Consider the following 14,591-nt stretch of genomic DNA (forward strand, 5'->3'; position numbering starts at 1 on the left):
TTGATTCGCTCGACTTGCATGTATTAGGCACGCCGCCAGCGTTCGTCCTGAGCCAGGATCAAACTCTCCAAGAAAGTTGATTAGCTCATTTTGTTCGTTGGCTTCATTTCACAAGAAATGAATATTATTGTTTGTTGACGTTTTTGTTTGTTTAGTTTTCAAAGAACAAGGCTTCTACGCTTGAAATATCTTCTCGAAATGCATCCTTAATTAGCTTCTTGCAACCTTGCGACAAGCTGAACATTACAGCTTCGAATATACAGTGGCGCAGGAGCAATTTCAAGTTGCTTTTTTGAAATTTCTATTTCTTCGCTCAAAAGCGACTTCCTTAATTTATCACATCACTCAACTTAATGTCAACAACTTTTTAAATTTCTTTTTGTTGATTGACTGCCTCGTTGAGGACGAGATTTAATATACCATGATAAAAAAATGATTGCAATAGATTTTTATATATTTTTTTATGTGCCTTTAATATTTTAACAAAGGACTTTCTGTTCTTCCCTTTTTCACTATATCTAGTTTAGAATCATCTTAAGCACTATCATCTAATCACCTTTGTATCGGAAGTGAATTGATATGAATACTACAGATGGCGATATATTGATTAAATTGGGAATTTCAGCAGTTTTCGGTCTTATTATTGGTCTTGAACGGGAACTAAAGAGAAAACCTGTAGGATTGAAAACAAGTCTTGTTATCTCGGTTGTGAGTTGCTTACTAACGATTGTATCGATTCAGTCTGCGTATATGTTTCCAAACTCAGATCATGTAAAAATCACTATGGATCCTCTAAGACTCGCTGCTCAGATTGTTTCAGGAATCGGTTTTTTAGGTGCAGGAGTTATTTTAAGAAGAGGCAATGATAGCATTTCAGGTTTAACCACAGCTGCGATGATTTGGGGAGCTGCTGGAATTGGAATAGCAGTTGGAGCTGGATTTTATCTAGAAGCATTTGCTGGTGTCGCTCTTCTGATTATCAGTGTGGAATTAGTTCCCTTTTTGATGAAGCTATTTGGTCCAAAGCAATTACGTGAAAAGGAAATTTCTCTCCAACTATTTATTAGAGACAAAACTCAAATTGAGTTAGCTATTTCTTTTTTAATAAGTAAAAAATATATTATTAGGCGGCTAAGGATAAAAGACTTAGATAACGGGGACCATCTTGTGCAAATCCTAGTTGCGGTGGATTATCGGGAAAAAACAACTGATGTTTATGCTGCTGTTTCAGAATTAGATGGGGTTAATAAAGTGGAAATCGAAAGTTTAAGCTAAAAAAATAGCTTATTCTTTAAATTTCCACTTGCAAGATTCTTATAATCCATATATAATTTTCATTGTACCAGATTGACGGGGGCTTAGCTCAGCTGGGAGAGCGCTTGCATGGCATGCAAGAGGTCGTCGGTTCGATCCCGATAGTCTCCATATTAGAAACTCTTTGCGATGGCAAAGGGTTTTTTATGTTACTTTGACGTCAACTTTCAAATAATAGTAAAATTATACTATTTTCATTATTTTCTATTGCCTATTTATTTCCATTTTTACTATAATGAAAATGCGATTTTAATTTTTTGAAAAATCAGAATTAACCAAGTGAGGAGGATTGGATACCGGTTCTATTTTATTGCTGCATTTTATTTAATGAGAGGGGGCTTCCAATGGAGGCGAGAAAAACGAAAATGAATTCTGAAAGCGATTACACTTCGATTGTTCATTCAGACGCATTTCAAAAATTACTCTCCGAAAAGAAAAAGTTTATTATTCCAATCACAATTTTCTTCTTTTGCTTTTATTTTGCATTGCCTATTCTAACTTCCTATTCTACTATTCTCAATCATAAATTTATTGGCAGTATTACTTGGGCATGGGTTTTTGCCTTCCTACAATTCATTATGACCTGGGGTTTATGTATGCTTTATTCAAGAAAAGCAGCTAAATTTGATAAATTAGCAAATGATGTGGTCGAAGGAGGAAAAGACGAATGAATACTCCTGCCTTTATCATGTTTCTTGGAATTGTGTTTGTTACCCTAATCATTACCTACTATGCATCGAAAAAAACGAAAAATGCCAATGAATTCTATACGGCTGGCGGAGGTTTAACAGGTTGGCAAAATGGCATGGCCATTGCAGGGGATTATATGTCAGCAGCCTCTTTCTTAGGAATCGCTGGAGCGGTTGCATTAACGGGGTTTGACGGATTTTTCTACAGTATTGGTTTCTTGGTAGCCTATTTAGTAGTTCTTTATTTAGTTGCAGAACCATTAAGAAATTTAGGGAAGTATACCTTTGCAGATATGATAGCAGCAAGGTTTGATGCTAAGAAAATTCGCGGATTTGCAGCAATGAATACAGTGGCTATCTCCGTTTTTTACATGATTGCTCAGCTTGTCGGAGCAGGTGCACTTATAAAATTATTATTAGGATTAAATTATACCACTTCAGTTTTAATTGTTGGTGTCTTGATGACTGTCTATGTGATATTTGGCGGAATGCATGCAACAAGTTGGGTTCAGATTATTAAAGCGATCCTTTTAATGGGTGGTACCTTCTTAATTTCTATTATTGTACTCGCTAAGTTTAACTGGAGTATCACTAATATGTTTGACCAGATGAAAACTGCTACACCATTGAAAGATTCTTTTTTAAATCCTGGTGTTAAGTACAAAATCGGTCTCGATACCATCTCTCTGAACATGGGATTGGTACTTGGAACTGCAGGTCTTCCTCATATTCTCGTTCGTTTCTTTACTGTTAAAGACGCGAAAACTGCCCGTTCCTCTGTTGTTTATGCCACATGGATCATTGGAATCTTTTATGTCATGACCATCTTCCTTGGCTTTGGTGCAGCCGCATTTGTTGGAAATTCAGAAATTATCACTGCTAACCCTGCCGGAAACATGGCTGCACCTCTATTAGCAAAAGCGATTGGCGGAGACATGCTGTTTGCTTTTATTTCAGCGGTTGCCTTTGCAACTATTCTGGCTGTTGTGGCCGGACTTGTGTTAACGGCAGCATCTGCCTTTGCTCATGACTTCTATAATGAAATTTTACGGAAAGGTAAGGCATCTGAAAAGCAGCAAGTCAGTATGGCACGATGGGCAGCCATTGGTGTATCTATCATCTCCATCATTCTGGCACTAGGTGCACAAACGCTTAATGTTGCTTTCCTTGTGTCACTTGCCTTTGCGGTTGCTGCAAGTGCGAACTTACCAGTCATTATTTACACCATTTATTGGAAACGTTTTAATACAACGGGTGCCATTTGGGCGATGGTAATAGGCTTAATCTCTGCAGTGGGACTAGTGCTTATTAGTCCGAATGTTTTCAGCCCTGAAGCAGGAAAAGCCATCTTTGTGGGCAACCCTATTTTCCCTTACACCACTCCTGGCATTGTTTCTATCCCACTAGGTTTCATTGCCGGCTATTTAGGAACGATTTTCTCAAAACAAAAAGCCGATGTGAAAAAGTTCGATGAGGTTCTTGTTAAATCGAATACTGGTATAGGGATTCGCGGCTAAAAAGTAAGGGACTGATTTGTGTAATCAGTCCCTTTTTGTGTCATAGTCTAGCGGCTCCTTTTACTTCTTCCTACTGCGGTTTTGGTGCTTCGCTTATTGGACTTGCTAGGAGAAGAAAAGCTAGGAGATTTTCCTTTATTAGATGTGTTCTGTTTTTTTCCTCTATCAGGTGTTTCTTTACGACTAGCCTTGTTCGTCCTTTCTGACCCACGCTCGTTTTTCCCCTTTGCACTACGGCGGTTTTCGTGATTACTGCTTTGCTTTTCTCTTATGGGTCCCCGAGTTTTGGCTGGGGCATGCCGACGTTCTCTTTTCCCCTCACCTGTATGTTCATTATCTTTTTTGTCATGGCCCCCATTTTGTTTCGGGATAGTAATCGATAGCTCTTTTTCCATTTCCTCAAGTACTGGTCTGTCGTCAGAAGAATATAAAGTTACAGCCAATCCGGTCATTCCGGCCCTGCCTGTCCGCCCAATTCGATGGACATAGCTTTCCGCATCTTGTGGGATGTCATAGTTAAAGACATGGGTAATCCCTTCGATATCTAGTCCTCTTGCCGCCACATCGGTTGCGACCAACAATTGGATTTCCGCATCTTTAAATCGTTTCATGACTTTTTCTCGTTTGGCCTGCGACAAATCTCCATGCAACTCGTCACATGAGAATCCATAGGCTTTTAAGGCATCGAATAACTTACTTACTCTACGTTTCGTCCGGCAAAAAATAACAGCTAAAAAAGGACGATAGGTTTCAATTAATTGAATCAGGGTAGCTTGTTTGGCCCTGTCGGTGGTATGAATGGCGATTTGTTTGACACTAATAGCGGGACCTTGCGTTTTTTCAATCTGAATATATTCGGGATTACGCATATACTGTGCCGCAAGACTCCTTACTTCCGGAGGCATGGTAGCTGAGAATAACAGGGTTTGTCTGGTCATTGGAGTTTTCTTGATAATCTCCTCTACTTCGCCCAAAAACCCTATATGGAGCATTTGATCGGCTTCATCTAAGACTAGATAAGAAGTTTTCTCCAGTTTAACTGTTTCTCTCCTGATATGATCCAAAAGCCGACCAGGTGTCCCCACAACAATTTGCGGATGCCTTTTTAGTTTTTTTAACTGCCTTTCAACATCTTGTCCTCCATAAACCGCTAAAACACTTACACCTTGAATTTCCGCAATTAATTTTTCGACTTCCTGTGTAATTTGTAAGGCTAATTCTCTTGTTGGCGCAACGATTAGCGCTTGGACATGGGAAGCGCTGCGATCTATTTTTTCCAGAATGGGCAGAATAAACGCAAAGGTTTTCCCTGTTCCAGTTTGTGCCTGGGCGATGACATCTGCTTCCTTTAATACTAATGGAATGGCTTGTTCTTGAACTGGTGTTGGAATGGCAATCCCATGATTCCGCAACTGTTCCACAAGCTCATTTGAAATACCTAACGATTCGAAATCTGACAAAAATACCCCTACTTTCTAATTTACCTACACCTAATATTGATTGTTTATAGTGGCAATTGCAAATATCCATTACCTATTTGTAGCAAAATAAAAAAAACATCTGTTGCCAATTTTGACTAAAAACATTATAATCTTAATAATACCAACTTAATCAATCGGAATAATGTAAATTAAAGGAGGGGTATAATGAATCAACAACATTTTCTTATTATTCACGGGTTAGGGGGAAGCGGTCAAGATCATTGGCAGACATGGCTGGCGGATACCTTAAGGGAAAAAAACTATCAGGTTACATATCCAACCTTTTCTTCGTATGATTCACCTGATTTAAAGATGTGGTTAAAGGAACTAGATGAAGCTATTGACACCATTCCGGCCAATACCGAACTCACAGTGATTACACATAGTTTAGGGTGTATTTTATGGCTTCATTACGCTGCAATAAAAACGAAAAAGTTAGCTAAACGCGTCATTCTTGTGGCACCGCCTTCTCCGGCAATTACGCTTACCTCAGCAAAAACTTTTTTTCCGGTTCCCTTAAGCAGTGACCATTTATCAAGAACTGCTGAAGATATTTTGTTTATCCTCTCAAATAATGATCCTTATTGCAATATCGAGGATGCAAATAACTATTTAAGTCTTGCACATCCCTCCATCGTCATACCAAATGCGGGTCATATCAATCCAGCATCAGGACATGGAAAATGGCAGACCATCCTTGATCTATTATTATCACACAAAATAGCTATCATGAATTAAGGAGTGGTATTCATCACTTCTTTTTTTTAATAAGCTCTGTTATTATTCACTGTTATTTGCGTGTAGGTATGCGAATTCATAAGCGGAGAATTTCCGGTTAAAGTATATGCTTGAAACTTAAGAACCAGATATAAACGGAGATATTCCGCTTAACTGCTCTAAATAAAACAAAATCCAAAGATTTGAATCATATAAACGGAAAAACTTCCTTTATTTTTAAGAAAATAGGGGTATTTCCCAATTTAAACGGAATTTTTCCGTTTATTTTTCAAACACAGTGAAATCAACATTCAGTTACAACAGAGCCTTTTAAAATAAAATAAGGGAAGAACGTGTTTCTCCCCTTTAAAGTAGAATACCTATTTCTTTTAGTTTCTTTTTATCGATTTTCCCCACATGGGTTTTTGGCAGTTCTTCTAAACAGATAAACTGTTTGGGAATTTTATATCGCCCTAATTTGGTTTCACAATACCTTTTTAATTCCACTTCATCTAATGTAAAAGGTTCTTTGAATGAAATAAAGGCCGTAACCGCCTCTCCCCATTTTTGATCAGGCAACCCAATGACTGCTGCTTCATTAATAGAAGGATGAGCGGCAAGCCAATGTTCGATTTCGAGTGGATACACATTTTCTCCCCCGGTAATAATCATATCCTTTTTCCTGCCGACAATATAAAAATAACCGTCTTCATCCCGTTTAGCTAAATCACCGGTATGAATCCACCCCTCCTGAATCGTTTCATTAGTAGCTTCTTTTTGGTTCCAATAAAACGAGAAGGAGTGCTTGCCTTTTATTAGAATTTCTCCTACCTCATCCGCTTTTGTCTCAGCTCCGTCTGATTTTAACAATTTAATCGAATTAAATAACATTGGCTTCCCAACAGAGCCCCGTTTGACTTGAGCATCCTCGGGACTAATGTAAAAATTATTGGGACCTGCTTCCGTTAAACCATATCCTTCCTTAAACGCTAACCCTTTCTTGTAAAAAGCTTCGTAAATCTGAAGCGGACAGGGTGCCGCTCCCGATAAAAAGATTTTCATAAAGGGAAAGCTGCTCTCTTGAAATTCCTCTGTTTGAATCATTGTATGATACATGGTCGGGACGAGGAGTACAATTGTACATCGATACTGGTTAAGGGATTCAACTGCTTTTGGTCCTTGGAAGTCGCTTCCGATTACAACCGTCCCGCCAGACATCAGAATCGGTATGCTCAAGGCATTTAATCCTCCCGTATGAAACATGGGTAGGTAATTGATTGTGGTATCCTCCATCGAAAGTCCCCAACTGATAATCGTGTTAATTCCATTCCAGACAATGGAGCGATGGCATAACACTACACCTTTTGGTTTACCGGTTGTTCCACCAGTATAGATCATAGCGAGCGGGTCAGTTTCTATAATTTCTTCCTTCAAAGCAGTGTCAATGGGATAAGAAACAATCTCTTCATAACTTGTATCTCCGATTAAAAAGGAGCTAAACGTATTGTTGGCTAATTGTGAACGGAGCACTTCAAATTTAGGATGAAAACCGATTAAGATGGGTGTACAATCCGCTAATATTTCCTTTAATTCACTGTCTGTTAAACGCCAATTTAACGGCACAAAAATGGCACCCATTTTTCCGCAGGCAAATAATAAATCAAAATAGCTAATATGATTAGGCGATAATAAAGCGATTCGATCCCCTTTTTTAACACCTTTATGATGCAGCCAGCTTGCAATCGAAAGGGCTCGATTATTTAATTCTGTGTAGGTCCATACTTTGCCCGAGTCCTCTTCGATCACTGCTGTCTTTCTAGGTGTTAATCTTGCTCTATGTTCCAACCAATCTAATTCCCACCACACCGAACAATCGCTCCTTCACCAATAAATAAGATAGCTCCATTTTACATGCTTTTAGTTACATAGAAGTTACAAAATGAGTTTATGAACAAATTTTCGGTGGATTTTAACAAATTTTTGAACTTTATTAACAAAAATACCGGATATATAAACAAATTTTTTGCACTTATTAACAAAACTCTGATTATATTTACAAAATGTAAAAAACGACCCTGAAAGGCCGTCGTTTCTCATCCCAAAAATTCGGTTATAACCGCTAACAATTGCGGCAAATCATCCACCAGCGGGGAATGCCCGCAATTTTTCAGTTCAATAAACGTTGCCTTTTCCCCTAGGTCTTTTATGATTTCTTGTGTCATTTCCGCTGTAACGACATAATCTCTTTCTCCACGCAATATCAGAACTGGGACATTTATGTCATCCACTTTACCATTTCCTTTTACAAGACCATTGTGACGATGGCTAATATTAAAGGTATTGTTAGAATGATGGACTTCTGCTAAATTTCGCTGTGTTCTCATATCTTGCAAATACTCCTCATACCGCTCGGATGACGGCTGATGATGTGTATAGATTACAGAATTCCAAATAAGCTTCAATAGTTCCGTATTATTGGTGTCATAGGCTGTTTGTACTGGGATGGTTTTGGTTACATCTTGTTTGATCTCTGCATGGGTGATAAAGCGCCGCTGTTCATCTTGTTCTTTTATTTTACCGTCAAAAGGATAGCCTCTCGTCGATTCGGATGCTAATAAAATAAGTTTGTTGCAATATCCAGGATAATCTGCTGCAAATTGCATGGCCACTGCGCCGCCAGTGGACCAGCCCACGACCGCAAAATCCCGTAAGCCCACCTCATCCACGAACAGCTTCACATCATCAGAAAAATCCTTAATAGACATGACTAGATTATGATAGGTAGACTTGCCAAAGCCTCGCAGGTCAACGGCATAAAGCTTATATTTGGCATCCATATTTTCATAGACTAAATCCCAGTGCTTCGATGATGTCATATTTCCATGAATCAGTAACACCTTTTGCTCCCCGCCTGCCCTTTCTCGATAAGCAAGTGTCTCTCCGTTTGGCAGATGAACTTCTTTCATTGTGACCTTCACCATTCCAATCATCCTTTCCCCCATTTAATGGCTGCTGCTCCCCAGGCATACCCGATACCAGCACTTACAAGAACGACAAGATCCCCATCCTTTATTTTCCCTTCCTTATTAGCAAGCTCTAATGACAAAATCTGATCAATTTGCCCGATATGGCCATAATCTTCAAGATAAATTGATTGTTCGGTAGACAAGCCTAGTTCCTTTAAAACATATTCATGGGCCGATCTTTTCATGTGAAGAATCGCTAAATAAGCAATATCACTTTCTAAATACCCGCTTTTCCGAATTGATTCCCTAATAACCTTCAAAAAGTTCGCCATTGATTTTTGTTCAAGACGAGACTTCATTCCCTCCGGATCAAGAACATCGAGCATATTAAGCCGATGCTCGATTGCCTCTTTGGTAATGGGATTCTTTGTCCCGCCTGATACAACGACCACATCTTCTGAAAAAGAACCGTCCGTAATCAACTCTGTTTCTAGCAATCTATTTTCCTGATGATCCTTTTTTAAAAGGATGGCTCCGCCGCCGGCACCCAGATTATACATAAATCGTGTCCTGGGATTTTCATAATCGATAAAGTCCACATTGCGATAGCCTCCTGCAAGCAAGACTGTTCGAATACCCTGGTCGGCTATCATCAGGCTTTTCGCAAGTTTTAAGGCCATTACGGTCGTTCCGCACCTTAAAGCTGCATCAAATGCCCAGGCATTCAATGCCCCAACCTCATGTTGAAGCTTAATTCCTGCTGTCCAAAGCGGATATTCCTTATGCTCTTCACCAATATAAATGACAACATTAATTTCCAAGGGATCAATCCCAGCTTTGTCGATGGCCCGTTTGGCTGCAATTATTCCCATTTCACAGGTATGGTCATCTTCTCCTGGGACATACTTTTTCTTTATCCCCATTTTTTCTTCCACAACATGAACCGGTAAACCTGACATTTGAGCAATCTGTTTACCCGTCACGAACTTCTCAGGCAGATAGATACCAGTACTAAGAATCCCGATGTTCAAACGTTCTGCCTCCCATCCTAGGCTTTTTCCGCGGTATTCTTCATATATTCCATCGCATCTTCCATACTTTCAAATAAAGATTCACATTCCTCTTGGACATGTGTAACCTTAATTCTCCACTGTTTTCTGCTAGGGCCATTTTCAACTGATGATAATTGAATCCGGACAACAAAGGAAGCAATTTGATTAATCTCCATTGGTCCCTCCTTTATCCCGCCACTTTTTCCTTCTTTTTCATAGCAGGTGGTTTGTTCCGTTTCCACGTGTAAGTACTTAATGTCCCCACAATTCCCTTTGGAAAAAACATAACGACTAAAATATAGATAATGCCGAAGAAAATAATCCAGCGTTCAAAGATGACATGTTCCTTCGCAAGTTCGGTCAACCAGTCATGTGCAAATTCTATCAACCCTGCCCCTATGATGGCCCCGACTAATGTACCCACTCCGCCAATAATCGTCATTAATAAAGCGTCTAAAGTAATATCCATAGAAAAGACGCTTGTATTGACAAATCTTAAGGAAATAGCATATAAAATTCCCGCTATTCCAGCTAATACTCCAGAGACGACACTAGCGGCAATTTTATAATGCAGCACTTGATACCCTAATGATTCGGTTCTTTGTTCATTCTCTCTAATGGCTTGAAGCACCCGGCCAAGCGGAGAATTGGTAAATCGCTTTAAAAATAGAAAGACGAGGACCATCATGATTAAGCAGAGCCAATAAAAATGAGTTCGGTCAATAAATAGGTCAGGAACCCGGAAAGTAAAGCCATCGTTTCCATACGTCATCGACCGCCATTTTTCTGCGAGTACTAAAAAGAGCCCGGAAAGTGCCAAGGTTAGCATCGCATAAAAATGACTTTTTAAGCGGAGGGTCAACAAGCCGACGATAAAGCTTACCAATGCCGTGATGATAATCGTTGATAGGACGGCTAAGAAGAAGTACGGCATGGTTGGTTCAAATTTTTTCATAAAAATCCCCATCAAATAGGCGCCAATTCCAAAAAACATCGCATGACCAAACGAAACAATTCCCGTAAAACCTAATAACAAATCATAACTCATGGCAAAAATGGCAAAAACAAATATTTGTGTTAATAAGATGAATAGGTTTCTTGACTCATAGACAAATGGCAGAATAATAAGAAGGGCTGCTATGACAAGAAAAGAAGCGGTCATTTTATTTCCTTGTACAACTTTCATCGGCTCACCCCTCTTGCACCAAATAAGCCCTGCGGCCGAATAATGAGCACAATCGCCATGAGCAGCATATTCACTGCCAATGACAAATCCGGTACATAGTAAGCCATGTACGAACCAGATAATCCTACTAAAATAGCAGCTAAAAGGGATCCCTTAAAATCTCCCATCCCGCCAATCACCACCACAATAAAGGCTAAGATGGCAAAATCCATTCCCATTCCAGCATGAATCACACCAGAGTATGGGGCAAACAAGACACCGCCAAGAGCTGCCATTCCCGCCCCCATCATAAACACAAACATAAAGACTTTTTGAATATTAATGCCAAGCGCTTGGACCATTTCTTTATTCATCACACCAGCCCGGACCACAAGGCCGAGCTTTGTTTTTTTTAGAATAAATTGAACGACCGCGAAAATAAGCAGTCCGACTATAATGATAAAGACCCTGTACTTAATAATAATGATTCCGTCCCATTCCCAGCTCCCTTTTAAATAATCAGGTGGTGCGACAGTCAATTGATTAGGACCCCATATGACTTTTAACATTTCGGATAAAACGAGCATAAGCCCAAGGGTAATCAAAATTTGCTGCACATGATTTCCATATACGGGTTTGATAATCCATTTTTCCGTAAGTATTCCAAGGATAAAACCTGTCATAATGGCCCCGATAATACCGATTACAAAACTGCCTGTTCGCTGATAAATCCAAAGTCCGCTGTAGGCCCCCCAGGCAAACAATCCACCATGGGCAAAATTCAAGACATCCATCAACCCAAAAATAAGCGTTAACCCGGCTGCTAATAAAAAAATCAGCATTCCGGTCGCAAGGCCATTTAAGGTTAAATTGGTTAATAAGTCCATCTAGTGGGTCCTCCTTTCTTTAAGCAATACCTAAATATTTTCGCTTCATCTCCTCATCTTCTTTTAATTGCTTCATCGTTCCAGAGCTGACCGTTCGTCCGTCATCAATCATATAAAAACAATCGCCAATGGTGCTGGCCATCATGAAATTTTGCTCGACTAACACGATGGTCGTTTGGTTCTTTATTTGTTGAATCGATTCCATTACTTTTTCCACCATAATGGGCGCAAGTCCCTTACTCGGCTCATCAATTAACAATAATTCATTTTCAGTAACATAGGCTCTGGCAATCGACAACATTTGTTTTTGCCCGCCGCTTAAATAGCCTCCAGGTTTTTTCCAAAACTTTTTTAGGTCAGGAAACAAATTTAAAATCCATTCCATTCGTCTGCTTGTTTCATCATTTTCTTTTTGCATGGCCACTTTCATATTTTCCTCAACCGTTAAACCTGCAAAGATTCCCTGATCTTCTGGGACATAGCCGATTCCCTTTTTCGCAATCTGATAGGTTGGCAGTGACTGAATTAACTCTTCTTTGAAGACGATGTTTCCTTTTGAAGCAGGATTTAGTCCCATAATTGTTCGTAATGTCGTGGTCTTTCCCGCCCCATTTCTTCCAAGAAGCACTGTCACTTCGCCTTTTTTTACTTGAAAAGATATTCCTTGAAGAATATGATATTGGCCGATATGTGTCTCCACTTGTTCAAGCTTTAACAGGTCGTTCATCTAGATGACCTCCTAAATAAGCAGACTGAACCGTTTCATTTTCCATGATTTCTTCAGGCGTCCCATCAGCAAGCAGCCTCCCATTAAATAGGACCATGACGGAATCTGATAAATCTAAGATCATATCCATTTTGTGTTCGATTAGGAGTATGGTCCGATTTCCTTGGTTTTTTATTCGTTTGATGACCTCTAAAATGGCTGGAACTTCTTCTAAAGACATGCCGGCAGTAGGTTCATCGAGTAACAAAAGCTCCGTTTCAAGTGCGAGTAGCATAGCGATTTCAAGCTTTCGTTTCTCACCGTGAGCGAGGTTCATGGCGAGCGAATCCTTTTTATCGTCAAGCAGGACAAGCTTTAGCCACTCTAGTGCCTTCTCTTCAAACCCCTTGTATTTTTTATGGTGAAACAGCATTTGATAGCGGACTCCCGCCTGTGATTGAACGGCCAATCTGACATTTTCTAATACGGTTAAATTCGGAAAGACATTTGTAATTTGAAAAGAACGGCCAATTCCTGTCCGAGTTCGGACTGTAGGTGAGAATTTGGTGATGTCTTTATCACGATAATAGATGTTTCCCTTTGTTGGGACTAATTGGCCGCTCAGAAGGTTAAAAAAGGTGGTTTTTCCCGCTCCGTTTGGTCCAATAATGGATTTAAAATGTTTTTCTGGAACGGCAATGCTGACTGAGTCTACTGCGGTATGTCCACCAAAGATAATGGAAAGATCTTTCGTTTCGATCAATGTTGACATTCGTTTCACCGCCTAAATGGTTTGCGTTAGAAAAAGGTGGTTGACCACGGTTCACATGGTCAACCCCACTCGTTTTTACACTGTTACTTATTCCGGATTGGTGGTGCAGTTTCTTCAGGAGAAAGTTCCCTCATGAGGACTGGTACTGGGTAAGGAACCCCGTCCTTTTTCTCCAGCTTAATAGCATACAAGGTTTGCAATGCTTGGTGGTCTTCCTTACGGTAGGTCATTTTGCCTTTAGGTGTTTCAAAGCTCATCCCTTCCATCGTACTGATTAATTTGTCAGTATCTGTGTTCCCATTCGTTTTCTTCAAAGCCTCCACAATGGAAATCGCGGCACTCATACCGCCAGGTGTAAACAAATCAGGTACATCCCCGTTAAATCTCTTTTTATGTTCAGCGACAAGCCAGTCATTAATTTTGTTTTTCGGCAGGTCATAGTAGTAAACAGTAAAGCCTTCCATCCCAATCAGCGGCTCCATTGTGGATAGGGCCGCAATATCAGGCGCACCCGTAGAAATCTTAATCCCCTTTTCTTGGACCTTCATGTCTGATAGCTGCTTCCATGGAGAGTTTGCTCCGGCCCAAACGACAAACAAATAATCAGGCTTCGCATCGATGATTTTTTGAATATTGGAGGTAAAGTCAGTAGCAGCAGGGTCTGCATATTCTTCTTTTACAATTTCAGCGCCAAGCTTTTGCGCCGCTTCCTTAAAAGCAGCCACTCCGTCCCGGCCAAAAGAGTAATCTGGCGCAAGTGTGGCAATTTTCACTCCTTTTTTAGCAATAGCGGCTGCACCAGCAACAGCATCTTGTGAAGAATTACGAGCAGAATGGAAAATATATTTATTAAATTCGGAACCTGTAATACTATCGGCAGCAGCCGGTTCTACCACCATTACCTTTTGATATTCCTCAGCAAGCGGAAGCACCGCTAACGTATCGGCTGAGCTGGAAGATCCTACTAAAAAGTCGACTTTATCTTCTTCTAATAGTTTGGTAGCTTTTTGGACGGCCACCTCTGGCTTTGTCTCTGTATCTTCTACAATAAATTGGATTTTTCGTCCAGCGACCTCGCGTTTTCCATCTGTTGCATAATCAAGCCCAAGTTCAAACCCTCTTAATGTTTGTTTTCCATATGCTTCTAAGGCACCTGTCTTCGAGGCTAGTACGCCAATTTTAATGGGGCCCTTTTTGGTGTCTCCCTTTGACTCTGATGATGATGAATTGGAACTGCAAGCGCTCGCAAAAATCATCATAAACATAAGCAAACCAACTAATGCCCATTTCCCACTAAACACCTTCACATATTCTCCCCCTTAAGA

At 40.0% G+C, this 14,591-nt stretch carries 14 protein-coding genes, 1 tRNA gene and 1 rRNA gene; 5 read left to right on the forward strand and 11 right to left on the reverse strand.

What is annotated here, in order from left to right:
- Window positions 1-74: ribosomal RNA gene (locus JOC76_RS24615) — 16S ribosomal RNA — on the reverse strand; the annotation flags it as partial.
- A gap of 505 nt (window positions 75-579) precedes the next feature.
- Between JOC76_RS24615 and JOC76_RS24620 the strand changes: the two genes are divergently transcribed.
- The 4 genes from JOC76_RS24620 (at window position 580) to JOC76_RS24635 (ending at window position 3,520) form a co-directional block, all read left to right on the forward strand.
- Window positions 580-1,275: an MgtC/SapB family protein gene (locus JOC76_RS24620; RefSeq protein WP_205181423.1), complete on the forward strand. Its 696-nt coding sequence runs from the start codon at window positions 580-582 to the stop codon at window positions 1,273-1,275.
- A gap of 77 nt (window positions 1,276-1,352) precedes the next feature.
- Window positions 1,353-1,425: transfer RNA gene (locus tag JOC76_RS24625), tRNA-Ala, on the forward strand.
- 233 nt (window positions 1,426-1,658) lie between these two features.
- Window positions 1,659-1,985 (forward strand): DUF485 domain-containing protein, encoded by a 327-nt coding sequence (locus JOC76_RS24630; RefSeq protein ID WP_205181424.1) that lies wholly within the window; start codon window positions 1,659-1,661, stop codon window positions 1,983-1,985.
- Window positions 1,982-3,520, forward strand: a complete 1,539-nt coding sequence (locus JOC76_RS24635; protein ID WP_205181425.1) for a solute symporter family protein — start codon at window positions 1,982-1,984, stop codon at window positions 3,518-3,520. The genes JOC76_RS24630 and JOC76_RS24635 overlap by 4 nt, the downstream gene beginning before the upstream one ends.
- A 47-nt stretch (window positions 3,521-3,567) precedes the next feature.
- Here the strand turns inward: JOC76_RS24635 and JOC76_RS24640 are convergent, their stop codons facing one another.
- Window positions 3,568-4,980 (reverse strand): DEAD/DEAH box helicase, encoded by a 1,413-nt coding sequence (locus JOC76_RS24640; RefSeq protein WP_205181426.1) that lies wholly within the window; start codon window positions 4,978-4,980, stop codon window positions 3,568-3,570.
- A 186-nt stretch (window positions 4,981-5,166) separates the two neighbouring features.
- Between JOC76_RS24640 and JOC76_RS24645 the strand changes: the two genes are divergently transcribed.
- The gene (locus tag JOC76_RS24645) at window positions 5,167-5,739 is read left to right on the forward strand and encodes an RBBP9/YdeN family alpha/beta hydrolase (RefSeq protein WP_205181427.1); all 573 of its coding nucleotides are present in this window, start codon (window positions 5,167-5,169) and stop codon (window positions 5,737-5,739) included.
- A gap of 345 nt (window positions 5,740-6,084) precedes the next feature.
- On the opposite strand, the gene JOC76_RS24650 is transcribed toward JOC76_RS24645, so the two are convergent.
- From JOC76_RS24650 to JOC76_RS24690, 9 genes are all read right to left on the reverse strand, one after another.
- Window positions 6,085-7,584 (reverse strand): acyl-CoA synthetase, encoded by a 1,500-nt coding sequence (locus tag JOC76_RS24650; RefSeq protein WP_205181428.1) that lies wholly within the window; start codon window positions 7,582-7,584, stop codon window positions 6,085-6,087.
- Between the two features lie 227 nt (window positions 7,585-7,811).
- Entirely contained in the window at window positions 7,812-8,699 is an 888-nt protein-coding gene (gene phaZ, locus JOC76_RS24655) for an intracellular short-chain-length polyhydroxyalkanoate depolymerase (protein WP_205181429.1), read from the reverse strand.
- A 5-nt stretch (window positions 8,700-8,704) separates the two neighbouring features.
- Window positions 8,705-9,715 carry a 3-oxoacyl-ACP synthase gene (locus JOC76_RS24660; RefSeq protein WP_205181430.1) on the reverse strand — a complete coding sequence of 337 codons (1,011 nt, stop codon included), beginning with the start codon at window positions 9,713-9,715 and terminating at the stop codon, window positions 8,705-8,707.
- 17 nt (window positions 9,716-9,732) lie between these two features.
- The gene (locus JOC76_RS24665) at window positions 9,733-9,912 is read right to left on the reverse strand and encodes a hypothetical protein (protein ID WP_205181431.1); all 180 of its coding nucleotides are present in this window, start codon (window positions 9,910-9,912) and stop codon (window positions 9,733-9,735) included.
- A gap of 11 nt (window positions 9,913-9,923) precedes the next feature.
- Complete coding sequence (locus JOC76_RS24670) at window positions 9,924-10,922, reverse strand: branched-chain amino acid ABC transporter permease (RefSeq protein WP_205181432.1); 999 nt, start codon at window positions 10,920-10,922, stop codon at window positions 9,924-9,926.
- Window positions 10,919-11,788: a branched-chain amino acid ABC transporter permease gene (locus JOC76_RS24675; RefSeq protein WP_205181433.1), complete on the reverse strand. Its 870-nt coding sequence runs from the start codon at window positions 11,786-11,788 to the stop codon at window positions 10,919-10,921. Before JOC76_RS24675 ends, JOC76_RS24670 begins: the two co-directional genes overlap by 4 nt.
- Window positions 11,789-11,807: 19 nt before the next feature.
- The gene (locus tag JOC76_RS24680; RefSeq protein WP_205181434.1) at window positions 11,808-12,515 is read right to left on the reverse strand and encodes an ABC transporter ATP-binding protein; all 708 of its coding nucleotides are present in this window, start codon (window positions 12,513-12,515) and stop codon (window positions 11,808-11,810) included.
- Window positions 12,493-13,266: an ABC transporter ATP-binding protein gene (locus JOC76_RS24685; protein WP_205181435.1), complete on the reverse strand. Its 774-nt coding sequence runs from the start codon at window positions 13,264-13,266 to the stop codon at window positions 12,493-12,495. The genes JOC76_RS24680 and JOC76_RS24685 overlap by 23 nt, the downstream gene beginning before the upstream one ends.
- Before the next feature lie 83 nt (window positions 13,267-13,349).
- Window positions 13,350-14,573 carry a substrate-binding domain-containing protein gene (locus tag JOC76_RS24690; RefSeq protein ID WP_372442005.1) on the reverse strand — a complete coding sequence of 408 codons (1,224 nt, stop codon included), beginning with the start codon at window positions 14,571-14,573 and terminating at the stop codon, window positions 13,350-13,352.
- Window positions 14,574-14,591 lie beyond the last annotated feature (18 nt).

Origin of the sequence: Neobacillus cucumis (assembly GCF_016908975.1) — a bacterium.
Lineage (GTDB): Bacteria > Bacillota > Bacilli > Bacillales > Cytobacillaceae > Neobacillus > Neobacillus cucumis.

Coding starts and splice junctions, on each gene's coding strand:
- JOC76_RS24620 (WP_205181423.1), top strand. CDS start 580: ATGAATACTACAGATGGCGATATATTGATTAAATTGGGAATTTCAGCA.
- JOC76_RS24630 (WP_205181424.1), top strand. CDS start 1,659: ATGGAGGCGAGAAAAACGAAAATGAATTCTGAAAGCGATTACACTTCG.
- JOC76_RS24635 (WP_205181425.1), top strand. CDS start 1,982: ATGAATACTCCTGCCTTTATCATGTTTCTTGGAATTGTGTTTGTTACC.
- JOC76_RS24645 (WP_205181427.1), top strand. CDS start 5,167: ATGAATCAACAACATTTTCTTATTATTCACGGGTTAGGGGGAAGCGGT.
- phaZ (WP_205181429.1), bottom strand. CDS start 8,699: ATGGTGAAGGTCACAATGAAAGAAGTTCATCTGCCAAACGGAGAGACA.
- JOC76_RS24665 (WP_205181431.1), bottom strand. CDS start 9,912: ATGGAGATTAATCAAATTGCTTCCTTTGTTGTCCGGATTCAATTATCA.
- JOC76_RS24670 (WP_205181432.1), bottom strand. CDS start 10,922: ATGAAAGTTGTACAAGGAAATAAAATGACCGCTTCTTTTCTTGTCATA.
- JOC76_RS24675 (WP_205181433.1), bottom strand. CDS start 11,788: ATGGACTTATTAACCAATTTAACCTTAAATGGCCTTGCGACCGGAATG.
- JOC76_RS24680 (WP_205181434.1), bottom strand. CDS start 12,515: ATGAACGACCTGTTAAAGCTTGAACAAGTGGAGACACATATCGGCCAA.
- JOC76_RS24685 (WP_205181435.1), bottom strand. CDS start 13,266: ATGTCAACATTGATCGAAACGAAAGATCTTTCCATTATCTTTGGTGGA.